This window comes from Streptococcus sp. 27098_8_12 (assembly GCF_041432115.1).
Classification (GTDB): domain Bacteria; phylum Bacillota; class Bacilli; order Lactobacillales; family Streptococcaceae; genus Streptococcus; species Streptococcus parasanguinis_V.
In genome coordinates this window covers 1-23,406 of sequence record NZ_JAPVZA010000003.1, presented here as the reverse complement: position 1 = coordinate 23,406, position 23,406 = coordinate 1, and the positions used below count along the sequence as shown (strand labels likewise).

General features: G+C 32.6%; 20 protein-coding genes and 3 pseudogenes. 6 read left to right on the top strand and 17 right to left on the bottom strand.

Annotated elements, in window-relative coordinates; translation table 11 throughout:
• Window positions 1-21: 21 nt before the first annotated feature.
• The 15 genes and pseudogenes from O3629_RS01645 to O3629_RS01575 all read right to left on the bottom strand — a co-directional run bounded on the left by O3629_RS01645 (window position 22) and on the right by O3629_RS01575 (window position 14,232).
• Window positions 22-471 (bottom strand): hypothetical protein, encoded by a 450-nt coding sequence (locus O3629_RS01645; RefSeq protein WP_003007430.1) that lies wholly within the window; start codon window positions 469-471, stop codon window positions 22-24.
• Between the two features lie 108 nt (window positions 472-579).
• Window positions 580-1,032, bottom strand: a complete 453-nt coding sequence (locus O3629_RS01640) for a hypothetical protein (RefSeq protein ID WP_003007432.1) — start codon at window positions 1,030-1,032, stop codon at window positions 580-582.
• 147 nt (window positions 1,033-1,179) lie between these two features.
• Window positions 1,180-1,623: a hypothetical protein gene (locus O3629_RS01635; protein ID WP_023918201.1), complete on the bottom strand. Its 444-nt coding sequence runs from the start codon at window positions 1,621-1,623 to the stop codon at window positions 1,180-1,182.
• A gap of 293 nt (window positions 1,624-1,916) precedes the next feature.
• Window positions 1,917-3,128, bottom strand: coding sequence for a tyrosine-type recombinase/integrase (locus O3629_RS01630; protein ID WP_371608628.1), 1,212 nt, complete (start codon window positions 3,126-3,128; stop codon window positions 1,917-1,919).
• The gene (locus O3629_RS01625; protein WP_049495670.1) at window positions 3,121-3,369 is read right to left on the bottom strand and encodes a DUF3173 family protein; all 249 of its coding nucleotides are present in this window, start codon (window positions 3,367-3,369) and stop codon (window positions 3,121-3,123) included. Before O3629_RS01625 ends, O3629_RS01630 begins: the two co-directional genes overlap by 8 nt.
• A 96-nt stretch (window positions 3,370-3,465) precedes the next feature.
• Window positions 3,466-5,397 (bottom strand): DnaB-like helicase C-terminal domain-containing protein, encoded by a 1,932-nt coding sequence (locus tag O3629_RS01620; RefSeq protein ID WP_371608627.1) that lies wholly within the window; start codon window positions 5,395-5,397, stop codon window positions 3,466-3,468.
• Between the two features lie 286 nt (window positions 5,398-5,683).
• The gene (locus O3629_RS01615; RefSeq protein WP_371608626.1) at window positions 5,684-6,607 is read right to left on the bottom strand and encodes a hypothetical protein; all 924 of its coding nucleotides are present in this window, start codon (window positions 6,605-6,607) and stop codon (window positions 5,684-5,686) included.
• 347 nt (window positions 6,608-6,954) lie between these two features.
• Complete coding sequence (locus tag O3629_RS01610; protein WP_371608625.1) at window positions 6,955-7,170, bottom strand: hypothetical protein; 216 nt, start codon at window positions 7,168-7,170, stop codon at window positions 6,955-6,957.
• Between the two features lie 329 nt (window positions 7,171-7,499).
• Window positions 7,500-8,261, bottom strand: a complete 762-nt coding sequence (locus O3629_RS01605) for an ABC transporter permease (protein WP_371608624.1) — start codon at window positions 8,259-8,261, stop codon at window positions 7,500-7,502.
• 1 nt (window position 8,262) lies between these two features.
• Window positions 8,263-9,189 carry an ABC transporter ATP-binding protein gene (locus tag O3629_RS01600; protein WP_371608623.1) on the bottom strand — a complete coding sequence of 309 codons (927 nt, stop codon included), beginning with the start codon at window positions 9,187-9,189 and terminating at the stop codon, window positions 8,263-8,265.
• Between the two features lie 49 nt (window positions 9,190-9,238).
• A pseudogene (locus O3629_RS01595) lies at window positions 9,239-9,487 on the bottom strand (ATP-binding cassette domain-containing protein); the annotation flags it as partial.
• 191 nt (window positions 9,488-9,678) lie between these two features.
• Window positions 9,679-10,809, bottom strand: coding sequence for a hypothetical protein (locus O3629_RS01590; RefSeq protein ID WP_049498806.1), 1,131 nt, complete (start codon window positions 10,807-10,809; stop codon window positions 9,679-9,681).
• 36 nt (window positions 10,810-10,845) lie between these two features.
• Window positions 10,846-11,736 carry a C39 family peptidase gene (locus O3629_RS01585; RefSeq protein ID WP_371608622.1) on the bottom strand — a complete coding sequence of 297 codons (891 nt, stop codon included), beginning with the start codon at window positions 11,734-11,736 and terminating at the stop codon, window positions 10,846-10,848.
• Window positions 11,737-11,750: 14 nt separating this feature from the next.
• Window positions 11,751-12,884 (bottom strand): hypothetical protein, encoded by a 1,134-nt coding sequence (locus O3629_RS01580; RefSeq protein ID WP_049485547.1) that lies wholly within the window; start codon window positions 12,882-12,884, stop codon window positions 11,751-11,753.
• 499 nt (window positions 12,885-13,383) lie between these two features.
• Window positions 13,384-14,232 carry a helix-turn-helix domain-containing protein gene (locus tag O3629_RS01575; protein ID WP_049498804.1) on the bottom strand — a complete coding sequence of 283 codons (849 nt, stop codon included), beginning with the start codon at window positions 14,230-14,232 and terminating at the stop codon, window positions 13,384-13,386.
• A gap of 170 nt (window positions 14,233-14,402) precedes the next feature.
• On the opposite strand from O3629_RS01575, the pseudogene O3629_RS01570 reads away from it, so the two are divergent.
• The 5 genes and pseudogenes from O3629_RS01570 to O3629_RS01550 form a co-directional block, all read left to right on the top strand.
• Window positions 14,403-14,570 (top strand): annotated as a pseudogene (locus tag O3629_RS01570) (lactococcin 972 family bacteriocin); the annotation flags it as partial.
• 47 nt (window positions 14,571-14,617) lie between these two features.
• A complete protein-coding gene (locus tag O3629_RS01565) occupies window positions 14,618-16,627 on the top strand; it encodes a DUF1430 domain-containing protein (protein ID WP_371608621.1) in 2,010 nt (669 codons plus the stop codon).
• A gap of 2 nt (window positions 16,628-16,629) precedes the next feature.
• The gene (locus O3629_RS01560) at window positions 16,630-17,265 is read left to right on the top strand and encodes an ABC transporter ATP-binding protein (protein ID WP_003003180.1); all 636 of its coding nucleotides are present in this window, start codon (window positions 16,630-16,632) and stop codon (window positions 17,263-17,265) included.
• A gap of 817 nt (window positions 17,266-18,082) precedes the next feature.
• Window positions 18,083-18,313: a hypothetical protein gene (locus tag O3629_RS01555; protein WP_049492987.1), complete on the top strand. Its 231-nt coding sequence runs from the start codon at window positions 18,083-18,085 to the stop codon at window positions 18,311-18,313.
• Between the two features lie 106 nt (window positions 18,314-18,419).
• On the top strand, window positions 18,420-20,198 hold the full coding sequence (locus tag O3629_RS01550; protein ID WP_049492989.1) for an ABC transporter ATP-binding protein: 1,779 nt from the start codon (window positions 18,420-18,422) through the stop codon (window positions 20,196-20,198).
• Window positions 20,199-20,301: 103 nt separating this feature from the next.
• On the opposite strand, the gene O3629_RS01545 is transcribed toward O3629_RS01550, so the two are convergent.
• A complete protein-coding gene (locus O3629_RS01545; protein WP_080980968.1) occupies window positions 20,302-20,868 on the bottom strand; it encodes an SdpI family protein in 567 nt (188 codons plus the stop codon).
• A 710-nt stretch (window positions 20,869-21,578) separates the two neighbouring features.
• Here O3629_RS01545 and O3629_RS01540 point away from each other — a divergent pair.
• Window positions 21,579-21,941 (top strand): hypothetical protein, encoded by a 363-nt coding sequence (locus O3629_RS01540; protein ID WP_049492991.1) that lies wholly within the window; start codon window positions 21,579-21,581, stop codon window positions 21,939-21,941.
• Window positions 21,942-22,185: 244 nt separating this feature from the next.
• On the opposite strand, the pseudogene O3629_RS01535 reads toward O3629_RS01540, so the two are convergent.
• Window positions 22,186-22,254: pseudogene (locus tag O3629_RS01535) on the bottom strand (peptidylprolyl isomerase); the annotation flags it as partial.
• Window positions 22,255-23,406 lie beyond the last annotated feature (1,152 nt).

Below are 23,406 nucleotides of genomic sequence, written 5' to 3'. Positions count from 1 at the left end.
TTTCCCCGCTCTTCAGTCGCTTTATTTTGTACGTTTGAGTTTAGCGTTTTTAAGAATCATAAGATCCCCTTGGTTGCTATTACTTAACTTAGAAAGATCAAATGTCAAATAGTCACCATCGACCTTATATGTAATCTTTTCTCCACTACCATCATTTGACGAGATTGTTTTCTCTTTTTGATTGATTTTGACATCATAAGATCGCTCATTCTTTTGACCAGCGACTTCACCCGCGATGCTGAGGGTTCCTTTAGAATCTTTGATCTTAATAGAAACTTCAAAATTAATAACGTCTCCAATAGACTCTAATTGACTACCTGATAAGCCCTGCTCTTCAAGAATCTTCTTGAGTTCAGTTTTTGTTGGTTTGTAGACATAAGTCCCATTATCACTTTTGGCACCACATGCCACCAAGAGGACTGCTGCAAAAACTGCAACGAAAGCTAAAAGAATACGTTTAATATTTTTCATAATCAATCTCCTAATGTATTTTATAATGAGATTTTACCACTATTTTCATACTGATTCAAGATATTTTAAAGAAGAAAAAGAGCAGATCCCCTCTGCCCTTCTCTTGTATTATTTTGTACGTTTGAATTTAGCGTTTTTGAACATTTCCAAAGCGGCTTCATGACCTGAACTCTTTTCACCAGATAAATCAAAAGTGAACACATCGCCTGAAACTTTGTATTTAACCTTCTCACCTTCACCTGTTTTAGATTGAAGAGTTTTCTTTTGTTGGTCAACTTTCATATCAAATGATTGGTCAGTCTTTTGTCCCATCATTTCACCTTTAATTTTAAGGCTACCTGTTTTGTCTTTAATGGTCACTGAAACTTCCAATTTAACATTGTCGATCAATGCATCTACACTTGAACTTGGAGCACCTTGTTCTTCAAGGATTTCCTTCACTTCAGTTTTTGATGGTTTGTAGACATAAGTCCCGTTATCACTTTTTGCACCACATGCCACCAAGAGGACTGCTGCAAAAACAGCTACTACAGCCAAAAGAATACGTTTAAAGTTTTTCATAACTTCTCCTTTTTAGTTAGATTAACACTATTATATCAACAATTCAGGTACACGGCAATGAAAGTTTATAAATGTCATATTCTTGTAATATTTCTTGTATCAACAAAGAAATAGAATAAGGCGGAATTTAAATCCCGCCATGATTGCTTATTTAACTTTTTTGAACTTAGCAATTTTCATGTAGTTATTAAACATGTCTGTGTCACCCATCAAAGAATTCTTCACATCCTTAATCGTTAACACATTTCCTGAAACTTGATAAGTAATTTCCGCTTTCCCATACTCATTTTCTGAGACAAGAGTTTTAGCTTTTTGGTCTACTTCCAAATCAATCACTTGATTTACATTTTGACCACCTGCATTGGTGTCTACTTTCATCTCACCTTTCTTATCATTGATTGTAATCGAAATAGTGAATGAGTAATTATCACCTATCAAAGATTGAAATTCACTTGGCATAATATCTTTGATCTCATCCTTAGTAGGCTCAAACACGTAAGTCCCATTATCGCTTTTAGCGCCACAAGCTACCAAAAGGACGGCTGCAAAGACAGCTACAACAGCTAACAAAAGACGTTTAAAATTTTTCATCATCTTCTCCTTTATGATATGATTTATAGCCATTATAGCAACAAATTAGCAACATCTCAAGGGAATATAGCAAATGTAACATCATTAAAACTGCACTATTTAGTAGGTTTAGAGAAAATAAAGAGAGCTACACATGTTAGCTTTATAAAAGTCCTCTATTCACATTCTATCATCATTTTTTTCAACGACAAAAAAACCGAGGCCTAAACCTCGGTTTTCGTTTTGATTGGAAACTCTATTATTTAAGAGTAACTGAAGCGTCGTTGCTTTAGTTGTTCTCACACAGCTATTTTTTACTTGGTTTCTTTACTTGGCGGGATTGTGGCGGGATTTGCAATTAATCCCAGCTCTCCTAATGCCTCTGTTATCTCAGCACCACCAGTAACAACTTGTCTATCATAGAAATGAGAATAGGTGTTTAGTGTTGTAGCCTTGTCTGTTCTTCCTGAGCGGGCCGATACATACAAAACATCTTTTTTTAGAACGTTTATCATAAATGAATCATGACTATGACGTAGACCTTTCCCAGTAATAACCGGAACCTTTGCCACTAGCGCATGCCTTTTTAACATTCGACTTAAGGTAGATTTGTTCATGGGAGAGTTAAACCGTGCTAATACGAAATTATCTTCTCTATTATACACTTGTACAGTTCTCCAATTTTTCAACACTTTAACAGTTTCGTCATCTATTTCTAAGAAACGCATTCCTGCCCTAGTTTTTGTCTGCTCTTTTCGAACGTATTTCCCATTCCCTTGATATTCGAGGGTAGACTGAATATGAATAACCTTATTTTTAAGATCTATGTCTGACCACTTTAAACTAAGACCCTCAGAGACTCGCATCCCCGTCATAAAATAGAGCCAGATAGTCGTATAAAACTGCCTCTCTTCATAAACTGTCTGATCAAAAGTTTTTAATACCTTATCAAGTTCCTCTACAGTCCAAAATTCAGTTTTCGGTTTTTCTCCTTTAGGATTGTCTAACTTTCGACAAGGATTATTTTCGATGTATTCCAAGCGTTCTGCATAATTTAAGCACTTCTTCAGTTTACACCAAAGTCCTTTTGCGTAGTTTGGAGAGTAGTCTTCCACTAAAGATAATCTAAAATCTTCACATTCCCTAACATTGATTTCAGACAATTTTTTGTCAGCAAAAACTTCAATAAAAGTCTTATACTGAGGATAAGCAGTTTGATAGGTTACGGGCTGAACAGTTTTCTTATAATAAGGCAAATAAACATCTTCCATAAATTTTGAAAATGGAATATCTAATTGTGGCCTATTTGCACTGGCACTAGCTATTTTAGCATTGTATTCAGTTCTTATCCTACAGACTTCGTCAAAGGCTTGCTTTTCTGTTTTAAAATCAATTCCAAATTGATCTTTATAAGATTTAACCCTAAACCTCTTTCGGTCACCCGTAGACGGATCTACACTGAATTCAACCTCATAGTAAATTTTTCCTTTCTTATTTCGACTTACGCATTTATATTTTTTACTCATTTTGTTCCTTTCTTTCAGAAAGCAACTTAAAGCCGAGTAATTCTTCTACAATATACGTAGGAGCTAAATTAAGACGAGAATTATCAAATGGTGATTTACTTAATTCTACCACATTATTCGATAAAGCTCTAGATTCTTCAAATTGTCGAACAGCAATTAACTTTGCTTGTCTTATAATATCCCGTGCCGTATGTTCAGGAAAACCTAATTTCATTAATTCTGTATGATTTATTGTTAGCATTATCTCTTCCTTCTAATTCTTAATTACAGAGATTTCCATCTTTTGATAAGGCTTAGAATAGTTCAACAAATTAAATCATTAACCAATAGCCATAAACTACTTTTCTTTAAAATAATTGTACATCGCATAATAGTCAAATTCCATTTTAATGCCGGTTCTTCCATTACGATTTTTTAAAACTACTAACTCAATTTCTCTAGGATTTCTTGATTTCGCTTCATTAACGTCAAAGCTATCTCGACCAGTCCCCTTAAGTTGAAGTCCAATCAAAACATCGCTAGAATACTCGATTGCACCGCTCTCCTTGAAGGACTGCATACTGACAATAGATTTGTAGTTTTCTCTATTGAAAGAAGAGATCACGATTAATGGAGTTTTAAAGTCTCGACTAATCCTTTTCAATTCTATTACCGATCTGTCTGTGTTTTGTTTTTCAGTAAATCGTTCATTCACTGGGTATAGAATCTGTAAATAATCAATAATAACAACGGGTACTTTTCCAGTATATTTGATATGGTCTTTTACAGTATTTCGAATACAATTCACACCAATAGGTCCAGTACCTTCTACAATGTAAATATTTTTGCAGTATTGCGAGTAATTTTCTCCAGCTTTTTTAATCAAATCAATCTCTGGGTTGCTGTAACCTGAATATCTACTCCCCTCAGTAATTCCTCGTGCTGTTTTTGCATTCCTGATATCACTATTAGAGGCAATAGATTCGATAACTGTGTGACGACTAATACTTTTACTAATTATTTCCCATCTAGACATTTCAATACTAAAAATCAAAACATCAGTTCCCTGTGCTGCAATTTGATCAGCAATCTGAGTTACAAATGTTGTCTTACCAAGAGAGGAAATTGCACCAACACAATATAAGCCTTCGTAAAGACCACCTTCTAATAGGTCATCTAAACCTTCAAAATTTGTTTTAATACATGAATTATTAGAACCATTCTTAATATCATTAAAAAACTTCGGAAGATGAATAGCTGTTGAATTTTCAAGATACCGCTCTTTTTCACTTTTGGTTTGATTGATTGCATTTTCTACCATTTTGTTAAATACTCCTTTATTTTTCACTAACATTTCGTTAGGATCTTTTACGTCATCAATAGTTAATTTGAAAGAAATAAATTTTATTTTCTTACTTCTAAATTGCTCTGCTAATTTTAGTTCAGCCTCTCTCCCCTTTTCGTCTTGGTCCAATGAGAGAATGAATGTACGATCAATTTTTAGATCAGAAACAAGATTAATTAATTTATTTATATTTCCAATACTACCAAGTCCTACTGCCTTTCCACCAACTTCAACGATGCTCATGGCATCTATTTCGCCTTCTACAATAAAAATTGGATCCGTAGATTTTTTGAAGAGTTCGCTTTTATTAAAAAGATCGCTCCCTCCCACTTTCTGTTTCATATAGTTCAATTGAGGTTCGGGTACAATATCTCTTGTATCACGAGCAAAATAACAACTTTCACTTAAAGGAATAATTAACCGAGGTGTTTCAGGAACATTAGGATTAGTCACATGGGGATGCTTCCATTTTTTTACGTAACCAACTTTAAACCGTTGGACTGTTGAAAAACTCAACCCTCGTTTAAGAAAATAGTCAGTTTCACAAAGATGCTTTATTGCCTCATTATAAAAACTTGAATAATTATCTTTTTTCTCTTCTCCCTTTAAAGGAAAAACAGCATTGTAATTCAAATATTCACTCTTCTGGTAATTGAATCCATCACATTCAGTTGATAGATTAAACAACTCTCTGACACGCTTCAATTGATCCTTAAATTTATCAAGTCCTTCTACATAGCCGATAAGATCAAAGATATCTCCACCTCTATCGCAAGAGAAACATTTCCATTGCGTTTCATCGTAAATGTGAAAAGCACCAGTTCTGTTTCTTCCTTCACCACTGTGGCAAAGAGGGCAAATATATGCTCCCTTACCACCTTTACGACTTGATTCAGAGATTTGTTCAATGTATGCTTTCAAATAAGATTTTTCTTCTTCAAACATTTTTTTCTCCTCTTGTAGTTTCCAGTAAAAAAATAAAATCCGGACTTTTTTTCTTACAGGCAAAATTATAGCATTGCCTTCAATACGAAAATTGAAGGCATATGCTGCTTATTAATATTATTAGTATTGAAAATCAGAAATACTAATAATATCAGTGATACCAAGGATCAAAATTTTTTTAGCAAATTCAACATACCCCAATTTCTAATTCAACATACCCCAATTTCTAATTCAACATACCCCATAAATCCTGATTTAATCGAAGCAAATCGATAAATCAGTGAATTTAAATCCCTGAAACCTTAAAATGAATCCTAAATTTCTGAAATTCAAAAAATGAGTTCATTCCTAATTGTTCATCTGATAAAGGTTCACAATTTGGATTACAGTATTCCCAACTAACTAGGATTTTATAATCGATTAGTTTATCAAGTGAATTAGCAAAGCTCTCTTCAATTCTTGAACGCCAACCACCTTTTTTTAATCTTACTTCTTCTATAGGAGGAATTTGGGGACATACATTTAATAAAGCTTCAACGGAAATAATTTCATTAGTCTTTTTTCTTCGATTATTTTTGTTACTTTGATGATAGACTAATTTCTTTGCAAGAGAATAAACATTTTTACTACGTTCATCAATTTTAAAAAGTTCGAGAGGAAAATTTGTCACATAAGATGTGATTAAATATCTAACGAATTTTTCAGTCAATTGAACTGTAAAAATTCCATTTTCGCATTTGAATTCCTCAATAAATTTTATATCATTGAATACAACATGATGTGCACCTCTCTTTTCTTTAGTACTGATAGAAAGATCCTTGAGCAAGCATAATGCTTCATCAATGATACAACGTACATTCTTTTTCGTTGAGATACTTGCTGGTTTAGATTTCCCTAGCAGTTCTGAATACTGTTTAATTGAAAATTCAACCAAGCAGTTAACAGCATCTTCTTCACTTAGTCTATATTTATTCTTCTTACCAATAAGAAAAATCAATAAATCCAACATCTTCAATACTCGAAGCTTGAAATAATCTTTGTTATCGTCAAAGTTTTCAATATGAATCGTACCAGTATCTAAATGAATCGATGTTCGATTAGTGATCGGATCCCTTACTTTGTTAACTGTTTTCAAATTAACAGAAGTTAGCGAATTTATAGTCGGTGCATTTAAAATCTTCTCGATTTTCTCTTTTTTATCTACAGGCATTATATAACCTCTTTTTTATTTATTTGAAAAGACTTTTGAGAGCAAAAAAAGAGTTGTAGCTGATGCTACAACTCTCTTGCACTCAATAAATTTTCTTTTCATACTTATAGTCTGCCATTTTTTGATGAAAGTAAAAAAAAGAAAAATCAAAAAAAGTCGCTTTTTCTACCAAAAATTGCTCAATTTTCTATTAAAATCTAAAAAGGACACTTTACAAAGTGCCCTTTAAAATAGCGGAAATAGCGATATTTTAAGGATTTTAATACACATTATAAGATCTTCCATATAGGATTAAAATTTTTTTGAAAAAATTTTTTAATTAATTTTATCTAATGACATTAGATAGGTTATAACCCTAAACGGTCAGAATCCCAATTTCCATAATCATCGTATCCAAAACTATCAGGATCCATTGCATCAATTCCAGCCTGCTCTAGTGAATTACTGCAGAAATTACAATAATAGAAACCAGTTTCTGGATCGCTAAATTCCCAATCAATATCATCTTCATCAAAGTCGTTTCCACATTCAGTACAAACATATTGTCCTACAAATCGATGCATCTCTCTAAATTGCTGCTTTTGTTCATACCTATTGCGTAGGCAGCAGGTACATCATTATGAATCATGCGGATTTCAATATTATCTGGCGTAAAATTTCTTAAATAAAGTGTAACGTAAGTCCTGGTTTGAACACCTCGTATTTGAATGAATTTCAATATATGCTTAATATCAATGTTTCCACATGTTTTTAAGAAAGAAATATTTCATCTAATTTGAATAACTTTCAATTGAATGGTGTGAATTTTACCCTAAAAATAAACGAATTGAGCTAGATTTCACCAAAAAGTTCACACCATTTGAATTGTTACTGTTTTGTACTTTTTATAGATTTAGAATTCTTTGTTTTCAAATAGTTTAATAGCAATGTAAAAAATTACAATTGAATAAATAACAGTTAAAAGTACTTGAATGGTGTAGCTAATTATCGAAATATTCCTTGAAACAGGGTTTAAAATATTCAATACTCCTAATGGGCTAAAAGATAATAACAAGTTATTTTGGTCTAATAAACTTCTTGAAATCAGTTCTCCTAAACCTCTTAACAAAACAACTCCAACTAGGGTACTCGATAAAGAATTTGTTATCAAAAATAAACAAATAATTGTCGTACTATAAAAAATAGTTGTAAAAAACGTTGTAATAATTTGAATGAATCCGGCCGTAAAAGTAAGCATATTATCTGCAGATGAGGAGTAAGCTCCAACTGTAAAAAATCCAAATAATAATGTTGTTACTATAAAAGATGTTAGACATAAAACAACTAAAAATAAGAATGAGACAAAAATAGATGCTAACAATTTTGAAAACAAAATTTCTACTCGTTTAACCGGCGTCACTAACAATGATTTAATTGTTTTTTGCTGGATTTCTTGATAAAACGGTACTAATGCTAAAATAACTCCAACTATCATAGCAAATATCGAAAATGTATCGCTGGAGGTTTTAAAAACATTTCCAAATGAAGATTCTGGTGCAACCATTCTTAGATACAGTATCAATAAAGCAATGACACAGATAAATCCTCCAAAAACATAGAAAATCTTTTTCCCAGCAAATAATTTGAACAACTCAATCTTTATTAATTTAAGCATATCAATTCTCCATATCTCTCTGCATTTTGATAAAAATATCTTCAAAATTATTTTGTTTCTCAGAAAAATTTATGATGGAGATATCCTGACGTAATAACTCTGTGAGTAATTTCTCCTTTACCTCTTTCATTGATTCTATATCTAAAGATAACTCAAGTTGCTCTATTCTTTCAGTAAACACAATGTTTAAGTTATTTAAGATAGACTTTGTAAGTTCTATGTTATCAGTTTTCAACAACCAAACATTCTTTATAGATCCAAGTGATAAAAATTCTGTCTTTTTCCCTTGGAATATTACTTTCCCTTGATTGATAATTGTAACTGTATCCACTAACTTACTTAATTCTTCCAATGAATGACTCGAAATTACAATCCCAACTCCTTTTTGGGACAACTCAATGAGTAAGTCTCTAAACTCTTTAATTCCTATGGGATCTAATCCATTGAATGGTTCATCTAATAATAAGATAGTTGGCTGATGGATTAAGGCTTGAGCAAGACCCAAACGTTGTTTCATACCTAATGAAAAACTAGATACTTTACAATCCACACTATCCTCTAAACCTACCAAACGCAGATAGTTTAAAAGATCTTCTTTTGATAAGTTTACTTCATCATAAAGACTAGAAATAAGCATTAAATTCTGTCTAGCTGTTAAAGATTCATAAAATGTAGGGTATTCAATAATTGTACCAATAGTATTCAAATAGCCCTTTGATTTCCCATCAATTGATTTCCCATTGATTTTAATTTCACCAGATTCTTTTTTTACTAAACCTAAAATCGTCTTGAATATTGTAGTTTTCCCAGAACCATTTTGTCCAATGAGTCCCATTATTTCGCCACTCTGCAACTCAAATGACAAATCTTCAATTACTTTCTTTTTGTTATACGATTTATTTAGACCAATAATTTGTAATAGTGCCATTTAGTCTTCCCTTCTAGTTAACAACGTTTATATTCAAACATACTATTATTTACTTATCTAAGGGAAATCCATCATAAATGATTCTTCCTTTATCCATAACAATAAATCTATCTACAAATTTCATGAAGCTATCTTCATGAAAAATACTTATTATTATCATGTTTTTTTTAATTGAATTTAAATATTCAAAAACTTTTTTCTCGGATTCTTTATCCAAACTACTTGTCGCCTCATCTAATAATAAAATTTCAGGATTACTTAGTATAGCTCTAGCTAATCCAACTTTTTGTTTTTGACCACCAGATAAGTTCTATCCATTTTCTAGAAGAAATAGCCCTAGCCCATTTCCCTCTGATGTAAGTTCAAATACATAGGGATCCTGACTAACGTATGCTAACTTACTTCTTATATGAAGGAGAGAACCAATTTAGTCCTCTCCAGATTGTAACTTTTTATCAAGCCACTACAGTTGACAATGAGCCTTTATTATTAATTTGACCCTAAGTCTTTTTCTACGATTCTTAATCCGATTGGAAAATCATCTTTTCCCAATTTTAATTTCTGTTTCTCAATCAACTTAGCATCCTTGAGACTATATTGTAATAAATGTCGACCAGTAGTTAGATACAACATATTTTCATTTGAAATTGTAAGAGAATTTATTTCTTTTGGTGTTTCACCTGAATCGTCATCCAACACAATGGCTTTTATAGTTTCATTTTGTAAATCAAGAACAGATAAAATATTCTTTCCTTCTACCTCGTGCTTGACGACAAGGTAATGATTATCTGGACTTGGATAAAGCATATTAGGATAAGGATTGGGTAAGGTAAATAATTTCCTTTCTCCAGTGTGCAAATCGATTGACAACAATTGGTTTCCTGCCACCTTCTCAAAAGTATCTGTATCACGAATTGCAGAGATACTTACGAATGCCCTATCTTTGACAATTGCCAAGCCTTCTAACATTTCAACCTTTTTACCATCTGAAGTTAATCGAATTCTATCTTTTTCTTTCCAATGCTCTTTTTCATTTAGAACTATTAAGTCTGAATCCAACACGCCTTCTGGACGATTTCGTTTTGGATCTTGATAAGCAATCTCAGCATATACGTTAGAATTATTTGCAACAATCTGACTCGAAATTGCTGTCATTTGGTTAAATTTTTTCTGAAAAACTTGCTTTCCATTAAGAGAAAAGACTGTTAATATTCCTGAGTTTGCATCTGTTTGAGCAGTATAAAAGTAATTAGAAGAGATACCTGATCCCATCATTGCATAATTCTTAGTATGATTTTTCCTCATCTCACCTTTAGAAAAATCAATTGAAATGATATTTTGATGATCTATTGGTGCAAAATCATCACCTTCCGTTACGATCATCTTATCACCACTGTTTAAACACGAAAACCAGAGATTAACATACGTTGCTACATCAATTTTTTCTACTCGATGTAACTCAAGCTTATTCTCTTTCTTAGTATATGATTGAATACTTTTTGAGGTGACCAAGTAAAGATTCGATTCTGGATCAACTTGAAACATTGGTGTTTGGACCTTAGAACAAGAAAGCAAAAGGAAGAATAGAAATAAAATCCCAAAAAGATAAGAGCGTTTCATAGGTTATCCCTCCTATCCATTTCACGACTCACTTTCTCACCAAGCATAATTTTTCTCACCGCATGTGACCATGGCTGCTAATAACTCCTCTGGTGTCAGTTTCTTCAAGCCTCCATAGTTTGGATCCTGTACATGTGTATCGGGGTCTAGATAATAGATTGCTGAGATGTCCTTACCATCTGCTGTCAATTCATAGCCTACTCCAATCACATTATGTTCCCCACTTTTTCCAGGATAGATTTGTGCTACATTGAAGGTGTAATAGAGAGGATACCCATCATCAATATCTTTGCGAACACGTTCTTTAAAGAGCCGGATATCTTCAGAACCTGGACGAGCATCTGTTACAGTAGCTAGTCGATAACCTGCTTGGTTTCCACTTGGTTCTGGATAGCCAAATAGATTCTGATTCAAGACGCGAATGGCATCTCGATTATGCGTCCCATAGGGATTATAAGTCCCCATTTCCTTAGCTAATTGATGTTGAGAGACGCTAACTCCTCGACTAGCCAGCATCATATGGACTGTCGCAGGAGCACAGAAATACCATTCTTCTTGAAGTTTTAAAGAAATAGGCAATAGTTTTCGGATTCCTTGATTCTCTTTTGACGATGTTTCTTTTTTGACCGACTGAGAAGGTTGCGTATTCTCTTTCAATGAAGCTTGTTCCTGTTTTGAAGATGGCAATGTTTCCTGACCACCGGCTTCCGTATTGCCTTCCTTAATTTTTAATCGCTCTGCTACCTCTGCTGGCATTGGAGGATTAGGTTCTGTACGCTCCTTTGTTTTTACACTAACTGTTGTTGATGAGGAGGATGTAACCTTACGAGAGCTGGAAGGACTTGTTTGGCTTTCTTTTGGTGTCTCTGTACAGCCAGATAAACCAAGCAAAGTCAGAAGTACAAGGAATAAATGAACTTTTCTCATGATTTTTCTCCTTTCTACCATTCTTGATAGCGCATTACGGAGTTTTCATTTCGATAGATTTCACCTTTTGGAATCTCACTATCTTTCTTTTTGAATTGAATCCATAGAATCCCTTTATCCGATAGTAAAATGGGGCCATGATCATATAAATAATGAATCCGATGCCTCAAATCCCACAAATAATATTGAGATTTAACACGCTCCTCATTTCTTCTTTCTCCCATATATGTGAGATAAATATTGCGATATATGGAGGTTTCTGCCTGTGAAGTAGAAAATATCTTTTTATGGTTTTTATTTTCGAAGGTAAACGAAGCATCTTTATTATTTGCAACCAAGTAAAGGAGATTGTGCCCGTTCGTCAATAAATCGACATAATAGCGTTGATCATCCTTTGTTTGATCTATAACTTTTTTCTGCCCATCATTTAAGGAGTAGGCTACAATTTTTGTAGTTAAAGCTGTGTTATCAATTTGTACATAATACAAGTGATCTTTAAAGACAGTCGGAAAACCGCTATTTTCTGATTCAATCGTCTGATGAGTCCCTGTTTCAAGGTCAAATTCTTCAATTTGATATAGGCTATCGCCTACTTCATAATTTATAAAGAGTTTCTGGTTGGATCGAGCTACTTGAGTAACTGGAACCGTTCCAATAGGTCTCCTATCGATCAGTGTCGTTAAAGATTTGTCTTTTATCTTCCAAAGATAGTAGATCCCTGTCTGATTGAGTTGATCATACTCTTCAAAAACAACAATATCATGATCTACATAGCTAACAGCTACATGAGTCAGATTGGATGTCCTTTCAACATCTTTTATCTTTTGAAATTCCTTGGTATGTAAATTCATACTGGCAAGATAATTCTGATCTTCGTGTCCTTGGTCAACAGCCTCGCCATAAGCAATCCCATCATTTGACAGCGCGGTAGGTGTAAAGATTTTCGCATCTGGATAAGGGATAGAAATAGAATTTTTTAATAAATCTTCTGCCTTTCTTTCCTCGAATCCTATTTTCCTAGACACATTGGTACTACCGGAAGGAGATTTTTTTTGTGGTCCTACAAGAGTGCAGGCTGATAAGAGAATGATAATACCAAGGATGATAAAAGTTAAAAATTTTTGTTTGACAAGATCTTTTTTCTTCATCAGCCTATACCTCCTGACTTAAGCATTACTTCATTACCTATTTATCTACAATAAAAAGATAACGAACGATTTTAAAATTGAAATCTTTTTTTCTTTCTAGAATAATAATACACAAAATAAAAAAGCAAATGTCAAATTGTCTCTTATATACACATTTTATACTTAGATAAATGAACTCAAAATATTTTCCTCAGTATTTATTGGTTCAAACTATGCTATCAAAGTCTTCTGAACGGAAATCTCTTTATTTGATAATTGAAAATAATTGTATTTCATATTAAAATCACCTCAAATATTAGATGAACTCTAACATTTGAGGTGCAATTCAAAATTATTATTTGTTAAATTAAATGATCATTTTTTCAAATATTGCTTAACTAGCTGATCTAACGGGATAATGTGTAGGTTGCCATCCCTTACCCAATAACCATTGAGCATGGATACAACAATATGTCGATTATATCTTCAAACCGTTTTATGACTAAATCCATTTAGAAACTCATTCCTTGAAAAAACGATTCACATCTGACTGACATGCTTCCAATAGTGTTTGTTCATCCGTTAATTCGAGTAGTTGCAATCCTTCATCAACTAGCTTTTTATCACTTAAACAAATTCCAAGTGTCACTTTGGCATTTCCTAGAAAATCATATCGCTTACTTTTTTTTGCCGTATCTAACAATAGATAACTGATCCTCGTACATTTCTCCATCAAACCATTCCACAGAAAAATACTGGCTAAATTTGAGAGTAATTTATACTTGGTGGGAAGAATCTCTGTATAATCAGAGTAATCATTGAGCCTATCTATCACTTCATCACAGATAGAAATCACTGTTTCTAGTGGAAGTGTAAATAAAATAACGACAATTAATTTGAGGTCACTATGATACCAGACATCCTGATTTTTAATTTCGTTCCAAGCTTCCGTTGCCATTATTCTTACCTTTTCATTTGGACCAGATTCTCGTAAACAAAGAATGACCTCTACTCTCTTTAGTATATTTGACACAGGAATATCATTAGGATGTTTTCTTAAATAAGCTACACTCTTATTCTTCAGTTCCAATAATTTATCATTTGATTGGTAGGCATTGTTATCTTCTGCCAATAAGATAATTTCTTCTCTATCGGAATGGTGGTAAGAATGACATATATATCGAAATTCTTCGAAATCTAGGCCAACTTGCTTTAGAAGATGCTCCATCAACTCAAAACTAGGCACTACTTGGTTCGATTCAATACGCGACAAGTGCGCTCTTGAAGTGTAATCCTGGCAAACTTCCTCTTGACTAATATGTTTTGATTTCCGTATTTTTTTATAGATCGTACCGTAATCCCAACGCATAACAACTTCACCTCTAATTATGTGTATAAATGTTACATTTTTACACTTCGTTATGTATTTAGTATATCATATATATAGAAGAAGGAGGTTCAGATATGCAAAAGAAAATCACTATTTATTTTTTGTATTAATGCTTTCACAATCCAAATAACTGGGGTGCATTTTCAAATTATTACCATGATTACAAATATCACTGGTCAAGCGTAACTCGTGCAAGAGATAGTAAATCATCATATGCTTACGCTCCTTCTCATCAGACCTCAAGAGCTTTTATAAATAGAAATTTTGGTGAAACAGTATATTTTAACTACGGATTTAAAAAAATTCATAGCTCATAGAAAAGATTATATTACTATTCATGAAAATTTTAGAAAGTGAGTAAAGTATGAAGCGCTTATTTGTCATCCTTTCAAATATCTTTATAACAAGTTTTCTACTTTGGATTTGTTTTTCAACCTCATATGTGGTTATTCACAATAGTTTTCCAGCTATTAGTATTTTTTCCCAGAACAAAGAGGTATCAAAAGATCAGGTAAAATACAGTTTAGATCAATTAGCAAATGAAACAGACAGTGTGATTGGTGAACAAATTGAAACAATAGACGATAAAGGTAAGGTTCATTTTTCCTATGCAATATTTGGATCTGGCCATATCCCAAACGGCCTTGTTAAAGCTAGTGAAGAAGATTTTTACAATAGTGGCTTATTGTCCAATTATTATATTTTATCTGGAAATCTCACTCTAGATAGATTAAATCATGAACTTCAATCATTGGGTTTCACACAAACATTTGTTTCATATCCAAATATTTTTCTTAGCTTATTTACGTATATGGGAAATGGTAGTCAATTACTCGTTTTGGTCATTTTTCTACTAACTTTTATAGCCTTAATGATTATTCAAAAAACCAAGGAAATGCGAACAGTTGGGATTCGATATATTTCTGGATTGCACCTAACTCAGATTTTTGGAAACTCAATAATTAGTGATTGTGGAGATTTACTTTTAGGGATAATTACAGGGGTTTTTCTTGGAATCTGTGGTGTAAGTCTATTCCATATCACACCATTTTCTATTCCAGTTATTTTTTCAGCTAGCATAACTTATAATTTGTTACTTTTGTTCCTTTCTATACTCTTTAGCTTTCTTTATGTTTTAAGTATTAAAGCGGTACATTTGGTTTCTTTACTCAAAGGAAAGTTACCTTTGAAACAGATTATGGGTATTCTTTACTTGGGGCAATTGGTTGCTTTTCTTTTAATAGTACTTACCATTCATAGAACAAGTATCTATTCAACTATTTGGCAATTGCATCAGGCTGGAGATACAGCATGGTCAAATCAAAAAGATTGGGTATTGCTTTCAACAAATAGGGAGTTTGGGGCAGAGGCTAGAAATCATGATAGTAGAAAAATGTTGGAAGAACAATGGAAAAGCTTCATAGAAACTGGCATTCAGAATGGAGGAATGCTTGTTCAGCATCCACTTGCATCATTCGATCTAAAAGGTCTGTCTTCACATCCCTTAATGGGAAAAATGTCGATAAATGACTACAATCCGTATGCTAATAGCTTATATGTGACTCCTAATTATCTAGATGTTCAGAATGTAGAATTAAATGAAGAAGATAAGAAGAGCATTAATAGCCTTGGAGAAGGAGAATTTGGACTACTATTGCCTGAAAAATTAAAAGATCAAGAAGATAAATTGCGTCAAATTTATGAAGATTTCCTAGCGATTCGAAACGATAAGGGAAATAAAATTCAACAGGCTATGAAAGCTCGTGTTTTCTATATTTCAAACAATAAGAAGCGTTTCGTATATAATTCTACACCAATCTCATATCAACAATTTCTAAGTGATCCTATACTTATTGTCCTTAAACCAAGCTCTTTTGGAAAAAATCGAAATGATTTCTTCACTTATCCATCTGATTATCTGTATTTTAAAGGTTTGGATGCCACTAAAAAACTAGTTGAACAAGGTGGAATAAAGAAATATATCAGTCAGTATGATCTTGCCTATTATGTTTATCGTGGTATGAGTCACAACATTCAAGTTGAAATATTGACAATCATTGCTGGTGGTTTTCTAGGTATTGCTACCTCAATTCTACTCTTTAATACAATGACAATCCTCTACTTTGAAGAATTTCGTAAAACTATTCTTATTAAGAAAATATCAGGATTAAATTTTTTTGAGTTACACCAGAAATTTTTTATCTGGCAAATAGTTATCTTCATTTTGGGAGGGGCTATTGGTCTTTTGCTAACAAATAAACTTTGGGTAGTCTTTCTAACCTCTTGCGTCTTTGGTTTGAATTCTATTTTAATACTAATGCATCGTTCTCGTAAGGAAGATAGGATGGCTAGTATTATATTGAAAGGAGCATAGAAATGATTAAAATCCATCAACTAACAAAAACCTTTGGGGACCGGACGGTATTTAGTGATTTGAACTTAAATTTTGATGCAGGTAAAGTCTATGCTCTTATCGGAAATAGTGGTTGTGGCAAAACAACCTTACTAAATATGGTAGCCAAGCTAGAACCTTATGATCAGGGAAGTATTCAATATAAAGGAAAAGATTTACGAAAGATTAAACCAACAAACTATTTCAGAAATGAACTCGGTTATCTCTTCCAGAATTTTGGACTAATCGATAATAAAACTGTTTCAGAAAATTTAGATTTGGGATTAATTGGTCATAAATTAGACAAACAAAAAAAGAGAGAGACTAAAGAAGAAGTATTAGATAGAGTAGGACTATCTTATATTCAACTAGATCAAAAAGTATATGAGCTTTCTGGAGGAGAAGCACAACGTGTAGCCTTGGCAAAGATCATTTTAAAAGATCCTCCTCTAATTTTGGCAGATGAATTAACTGCCGCTCTTGATCCTGAGACCTCACAGGAGATTATGGACTTACTCCTAACATTAAAAAATAAGGAACGTCTGATCATTATTGCAACACATAATCCAACCATTTGGAAACAAGCTGATCAAGTGGTAAGCCTAAAAATTAGTCAATGAAGAATAGGGTAATAGCACAGATTTTCATTACGTTACATATTCATTTCCTGACAAAACATCCCGAAAGTTAAGTGCACCCAAATAGTTAGATTAATAATTTATCCAAAGGATTTAGTTCTGTATTGCACAGGACTGAGTCCTTTTCTACTATTTGTATAGAAGTGTATACATTTTTAATCTATAGTCGTAGAGATTTAGTAAAACTACAGCGCAAACTTCCTCTTGACTAATATGTTTTGATTTCCGTATTTTTTTATAGATCGTACCGTAATCCTAACGCATAACAGTTCCACCTCTAATTATGTGTATATATGTGACATTTTTACATTTCGATATATGTTTAGTATATCATATATATTAAAGAAAGATGTGATAAACGTGAAAAAAATCACTATTTATTCTTTATAGCATCACTCCCACTCTTCAACTTGTTAGATAGTTGGCGATGGTGGGGATTCCATTCATTGAAGGGATGTGTCCATAGATGAACAAAAGAAGCTTCAAAAAAATGTCTCTAATATTTATTTTAGGTATCATTGTAGGTCTATTCTTAATCCCATTACTTAGACCACTTATAGTTGATTGGCTAAAAACTATATTTGGTTAATAGTAACGATAACCTTATTTAACAAAAAAGTTTTCCCTTATATTTTTTAACAGCATTGTTTTGACAAATTAACTTCCACATTTATTGGCGGTAGAAGTTGGTTTGAGAATTTAGCACTTTGATGACTTTAGATCATTATAATCCTACAAGTACAGGTATGACTTTTAGTTTTAGATATTCTCATTAGTTTAATTAAAGGAGATCCGTGTTATGGTAACGAAGTATTACAAGTACATTCCTTGGTTGATCTTAGGAGCTATTGGATCTTATGAATCCGCAACTTATTTTGGACATAGTACATTTGATATACTGTATTTATCTATTGTTTTTATGATTGTTTACGTAGCTTTGTTCATTCTACACGAAAAATATCTGAAATATAAATATAAAGAAATATTTACACAGATTATGAGCAATCCTGAAAAAGATCATCATCATTAGTAAGATATAGCATACTAAAGCACTTCGAGAAATGACCTATTTTTGTCAAAATTCATTTAAGCTCTATTTTCTTTGAGCTTGTAGTTTTATTAGTGAGGGGGGACAAATGGTTAAAGTTAGCGAATATAAAACTTACCTTGTATTGTATGTTAAAAGTATACTCTATCTGTGGAAAACATCGCCATTCAATATTTTAATTTTGATTATCACGATACCGATCCAGGCATTATTGCCTTCGTTATCATTGTATATTGCGAATATACTCATTAATAGAATGAACAACCTGTCACAACAATTATTATTCTTATTGCTTGGAGTATGGGGTGTTGCTTTCCTTTTAAATAATATATTTACGCCGTTAACAACAATGATTCAAGGCAAGTTAACAGATGATCTTACCTATACATTGAACTGTGATATTATGAAAAAGTCTGAGGAAATTCAGACGATTGACTATTTTGAAGACAATAATTTTTATAATGATATTCAATTATTAAGTTCAGAAGCCAGTTGGAGACCTGTGAATTTATTGGTCTTTGGGACTAGTATTATTTCAAATGCAATACTGTTTATTTCAATGCTGGTTATATTTGCATCATTTCATCCAGTCATTGCCTTGCTCATGTTGCTGGTTTTAGTTCCACAAGGGTTGATTTCTTATTCCCTTCAACAGCAAGCTTTTGAAGTCCTTGTTTCCAACAGTGAAGAATCAAGAAAACTGGAATATTACAGTCAAGTTTTGCTATCATCAGAGGCGATCAAAGATGTGAGACTATACAACCTCTACAACTTCTTTATGAAGAAGTATACTCAATCTTTCTCCAGTATAAAAAGAAATATTCAAAAGACAAGGTTAAAAAAATTTAACAGTTCTGTCATTTTTTTGATTTTAACTGCTCTATTAAGTGTAGGAAGTTTTATCTATATCATCTATTCTATCAAAGTAGGACAATTGGGAATTGGAGCTGTAATGCTTTTTTCTTCAAGTATTGTGTATGCAATTAATAGTATGTCAAGATTGATTGAAGATTCTAGTTTGCTGTACGACACCTTGCTTTATATGGAAAAATTTTTCAAGTTTATTGCACTGCCATCAGACTCTAAGAGTGCTACAGTTGCTGTGCCATCAAGTATTGAAAAAATAGATTTCGTAGACGTATCATTTAAGTATCCAACTAGTGAAAACTATGCCTTAAAAAATATCAGCTTCAGTGTCAATAAGGGAGAAAAGATTGCTATTGTTGGAGAAAACGGCGCAGGAAAAACCACATTGATTAAGTTACTTACCCGATTTTACAATATTGAAGAAGGTGAATTATTGATCAATAACATCTCGATTAGCAACTTTGACCCAGAGAAATTTAGGGAAAATGTCTCCGCTATTTTTCAGGATTTTTCTAAATTTGATCTTACCCTTAGAGAGAATGTGGGCATTTCGAATATACAGGAGATCAATGCAGATGATCAAATCCTAAAGGCATTAGAGGACAGTGGGTTTGAAAGTAGTCTATCAGATCTAAATACTATTCTTGGAAAAAAATTTGATCATAGTCATGACCTTTCAGGAGGTCAATGGCAAAAAGTTGCACTGGCAAGAGCTTTCTTCTCTCATTCACCTATACTGATTCTAGACGAGCCTACAGCTGCACTCGATGCCCGAACCGAATATGAATTATTTGAGAAATTCTTAAAATTAACGGAAGGAAAAACCGTATTTTTCATTACACATCGATTATCAAGCGTCCGACAAGCAGATAAAATTTTGTTATTAAGAAATGGAAGGATTGAAGGATTTGATAAACATGACGCTTTAATGAAAACCAACAAATACTATGAAGAGCTTTATACCATGCAATCTTCTTTATATTACAAAGAATTAAACTAACTTTCAATTGCTATCGGTATAAGAGCGTATTCTTATGAAAACAAGCAAAAACAACCGGAAAAGAAACAGTTCACGACTGCTTCTTCTCTGGTTGTTTTTTATACTAACAATTTTTCCGACTTAATTGATAAGAATATAGGATCGGAACGAGAACAATGATGAGGATGACGATCCCCATTACATAAGGGACAGCGAATTGAGGGCCTGCTTCAAGAAGAAGGATCAAACCTCCGAGGACCCACAATTTCCCTGCCAAGCGATGGGTTTTGTGCCAGTTATCTTCACTCTGCAGGGTCCAAGGTAGGCGGATTCCAACCGTGTGATTCACTTTCAACTTAGGCATGTAATTGCCCATGACCACAAAGATGAGCCCTAGCAACACCGAAACAAAAACTGATGGATTGGTAGTAGATCCTAGCGCCTTGCTATAGATGAGATAGGAGATACTTAAAGAAACGATTGGAGTCAACCAGTGGTTTACTTTGACCATTTTCTCATTCATCATGCGATTCTTAGGATCACGTCCGATCATAAAGATCACAAACAGATGCACCAAGAGAAGGAGAATAGGAAGGCCAAACACAACCAGGGGTTTTGGTTGGAAGTTATCGGCCTGATCAGCAATATTAAAGTGAATCGGGATTTGGTTAGGCAATTGTGACCAAATCATCAACCCTCAAAGTATGAAGTGAAATAGGGGTTCACTACACGTCAATAGATGTGAGAAACCTTGATTTTAAGCGATTTTTGAAATTCTAAATTTCACTACATTGCAATATAAATCAACCGAATCACTACCTTTTTCACTATCTTTTTTGAAATAAAAATAATGATTCGGATATATATAAAGAAGAGGAACTTTAGTATGAAGCTCCTCTTTTTGTTATTTGTTCTTTTACTTACAAATCGTACTATAAATAAAAGATCGCTTTTAAAACGATCTTCACTCTCACATAATATACATCTAACTTTTACTCCGCCTTTTCCTATTTGGCTACCCCACCGTTAACGCTAGATGTAATTAGGAGAATTCCTGAAAAAATTAACATAAAAATCACTCTCCTACTGTTAGTTTTATTTTCCCAAAAAATGAGTTCAATAAATTTTTCAAATAGAACAGAAGTAATTATGCCAAAGCAGTTAGTAATTAGAGCGAATGATGGGGGTAGGATTCGAACCTACAATACTAATTACTCTATTCAGGTAAATATATTATACTACTTTTTTTAAAATTAATAAAGATATTTCTTTCACAGGACTAAGCCTAGTGAATGTCTGTTATAATAGACAATATCTGATTTTTCTATTATAACAGACATTAATTGTATTAATTCTGTAATGATATTTTGGTATACTATATTGAAAAAGGAGGCAAAGATTATGAGAAAAATAATAGGTATACTACTACTTTCGTTATCAATAATCACGTTAATTGCTTGCTCAAAAAACAACTACCAATCTTTAGATGGGGAGTATTATTGGATCTCAAGTGAAAGAAACGAGTTGGTATTTACTATTAAAGGAGATAGTGCTTCCATTGAGCATGGAGAAGCCGATAGTTTTATCATTAACAAAAAAAAGAATACGATCGAATTAACTGGACAAAATATTGCAAGTCGAACAGAAGAATATTCATTTAAAGATGGGGTCTTTTCTGTTGATATTAGTGGAGTTAAGCACGACTACTATCTTAAAGATAGCGAAGCATATAATAACGCACTAAAACAATATGGATATAAATAACATCATTCACACCTATTTTCCCGAATAGGTGTTTTTTTGTGCTAAATAGATTCCTTCAAAAAACTTTTAAGCTTATTATTAACCGAAAGTCAAATCTATTTTTTGTTCAAATTTTGGTCATAGTTTGGTCAAAGAAACAAAATATACCATCCTATTTTAAAAAACCGAATTGTGATGATTGCCGATAAACAAACACTTTGATTTTTCTTTTTATTTCTTTATTCTTCTTATCATGCAAGATTCAGAGAATAAAGCTAGTTGCAGCCACTGCTCCAACACTAATTAAGGCTTTAGTTTTGACTTTATTTAACATCTTAGACCTTCTTTCTAAAAAACTAGGTCAAGAATAACAAAAAAGATTTGTAAGTTTTATCACATCACAACGAAAGGTAATTCCTACATTTCTGGCGCAAAATCGTACAGTTCAGAGAAAAAATTAAAACCAGCTGTCCTTGGGGTATAATAGACTTATTGGAAAAAATAAAGTGCCATACTGTACTATGCTATACTATAGTTAAGAAAACTATTTACGAAAAACCATGCAACTAACTCCTGAGAACTTTAAATTATTTATTAGTGTCAAAAAGGATACCTTCCCAACAAAGATATCCTGTCTAGATACAACTTATAAATCCAAACACTGTAAAGGAGGAGGCACAAAAACTTTAAGTCTAGAAAAACAGTTAATTCTGAACTTGCATTATTTATGCTATTAATTAACTCAACATCTTCTAGTTTTTTGATTTTGGTCTTGGACTAGTGAACATTAACATTCGTAGAATACACTCTTCATTCCTCAAGTCTATTTGACTTAGAAAACTTAAAATTAACAAGTGTCACTATAGCTATTGATGTCACAGAAAGTCCTATTTCAATGTCCTAAAAGAAACCAAAGTAAGAATTATCCTGGAAAAAGATATACACCATAAAGACACAATCATAATCGATTTAACGACACTTCGTGCCTGTCAATTAGTTTTTTGAGACGGTCATACACATGATTTTACTCTTTTTAAAGAAAGTATAGGTCAAGTTTGTCAGAGCAATTACTTGTTTTTGTTATTTAGATACTATGAATATTCATGAGATATCTTTTTTCCTTTAAAAAGTTCTAAAAAGCATGTATCGACTGTAGAGGATAAGAAGTTTAATAGAGATAGTTGTAATACGTATTAAAATTGAGCGTTTAAATGCTAAGTTTAAAACTTTTCAATTTGTGGAATCATCAACTGTGAGTTAAAATAATTTACAAACAGAGGCTTTCCAAAAAACTTGATATCATACTTTTTATTGTGGAAATATTTATTTCATTTTCTCCTAGTATTGAATTTTCACACACTCATTAATTTTATTGATATAATCCAATAATAATGATAATATCAAATAATAATAATAAAAAGATTTGATAGTATTTTTTCATAATCTGTCACGCTTTCTAATGATTTTTTATGGTAAATGGAGATAA

Bases quoted from the DNA above. Each gene is read 5' to 3' on its own strand.
- O3629_RS01550 (WP_049492989.1), top strand. From the start codon at position 18,420: ATGGTTAAAGTTAGCGAATATAAAACTTACCTTGTATTGTATGTTAAA.
- O3629_RS01620 (WP_371608627.1), bottom strand. From the start codon at position 5,397: ATGTTTGAAGAAGAAAAATCTTATTTGAAAGCATACATTGAACAAATC.
- O3629_RS01605 (WP_371608624.1), bottom strand. From the start codon at position 8,261: ATGCTTAAATTAATAAAGATTGAGTTGTTCAAATTATTTGCTGGGAAA.
- O3629_RS01580 (WP_049485547.1), bottom strand. From the start codon at position 12,884: ATGAAGAAAAAAGATCTTGTCAAACAAAAATTTTTAACTTTTATCATC.
- O3629_RS01610 (WP_371608625.1), bottom strand. From the start codon at position 7,170: ATGCATCGATTTGTAGGACAATATGTTTGTACTGAATGTGGAAACGAC.
- O3629_RS01640 (WP_003007432.1), bottom strand. From the start codon at position 1,032: ATGAAAAACTTTAAACGTATTCTTTTGGCTGTAGTAGCTGTTTTTGCA.
- O3629_RS01555 (WP_049492987.1), top strand. From the start codon at position 18,083: ATGGTAACGAAGTATTACAAGTACATTCCTTGGTTGATCTTAGGAGCT.
- O3629_RS01560 (WP_003003180.1), top strand. From the start codon at position 16,630: ATGATTAAAATCCATCAACTAACAAAAACCTTTGGGGACCGGACGGTA.
- O3629_RS01635 (WP_023918201.1), bottom strand. From the start codon at position 1,623: ATGAAAAATTTTAAACGTCTTTTGTTAGCTGTTGTAGCTGTCTTTGCA.
- O3629_RS01645 (WP_003007430.1), bottom strand. From the start codon at position 471: ATGAAAAATATTAAACGTATTCTTTTAGCTTTCGTTGCAGTTTTTGCA.
- O3629_RS01590 (WP_049498806.1), bottom strand. From the start codon at position 10,809: ATGAAACGCTCTTATCTTTTTGGGATTTTATTTCTATTCTTCCTTTTG.
- O3629_RS01540 (WP_049492991.1), top strand. From the start codon at position 21,579: ATGAGAAAAATAATAGGTATACTACTACTTTCGTTATCAATAATCACG.
- O3629_RS01600 (WP_371608623.1), bottom strand. From the start codon at position 9,189: ATGGCACTATTACAAATTATTGGTCTAAATAAATCGTATAACAAAAAG.
- O3629_RS01625 (WP_049495670.1), bottom strand. From the start codon at position 3,369: ATGCTAACAATAAATCATACAGAATTAATGAAATTAGGTTTTCCTGAA.
- O3629_RS01630 (WP_371608628.1), bottom strand. From the start codon at position 3,128: ATGAGTAAAAAATATAAATGCGTAAGTCGAAATAAGAAAGGAAAAATT.
- O3629_RS01545 (WP_080980968.1), bottom strand. From the start codon at position 20,868: ATGATTTGGTCACAATTGCCTAACCAAATCCCGATTCACTTTAATATT.
- O3629_RS01565 (WP_371608621.1), top strand. From the start codon at position 14,618: ATGAAGCGCTTATTTGTCATCCTTTCAAATATCTTTATAACAAGTTTT.
- O3629_RS01585 (WP_371608622.1), bottom strand. From the start codon at position 11,736: ATGAGAAAAGTTCATTTATTCCTTGTACTTCTGACTTTGCTTGGTTTA.
- O3629_RS01615 (WP_371608626.1), bottom strand. From the start codon at position 6,607: ATGCCTGTAGATAAAAAAGAGAAAATCGAGAAGATTTTAAATGCACCG.
- O3629_RS01575 (WP_049498804.1), bottom strand. From the start codon at position 14,232: ATGCGTTGGGATTACGGTACGATCTATAAAAAAATACGGAAATCAAAA.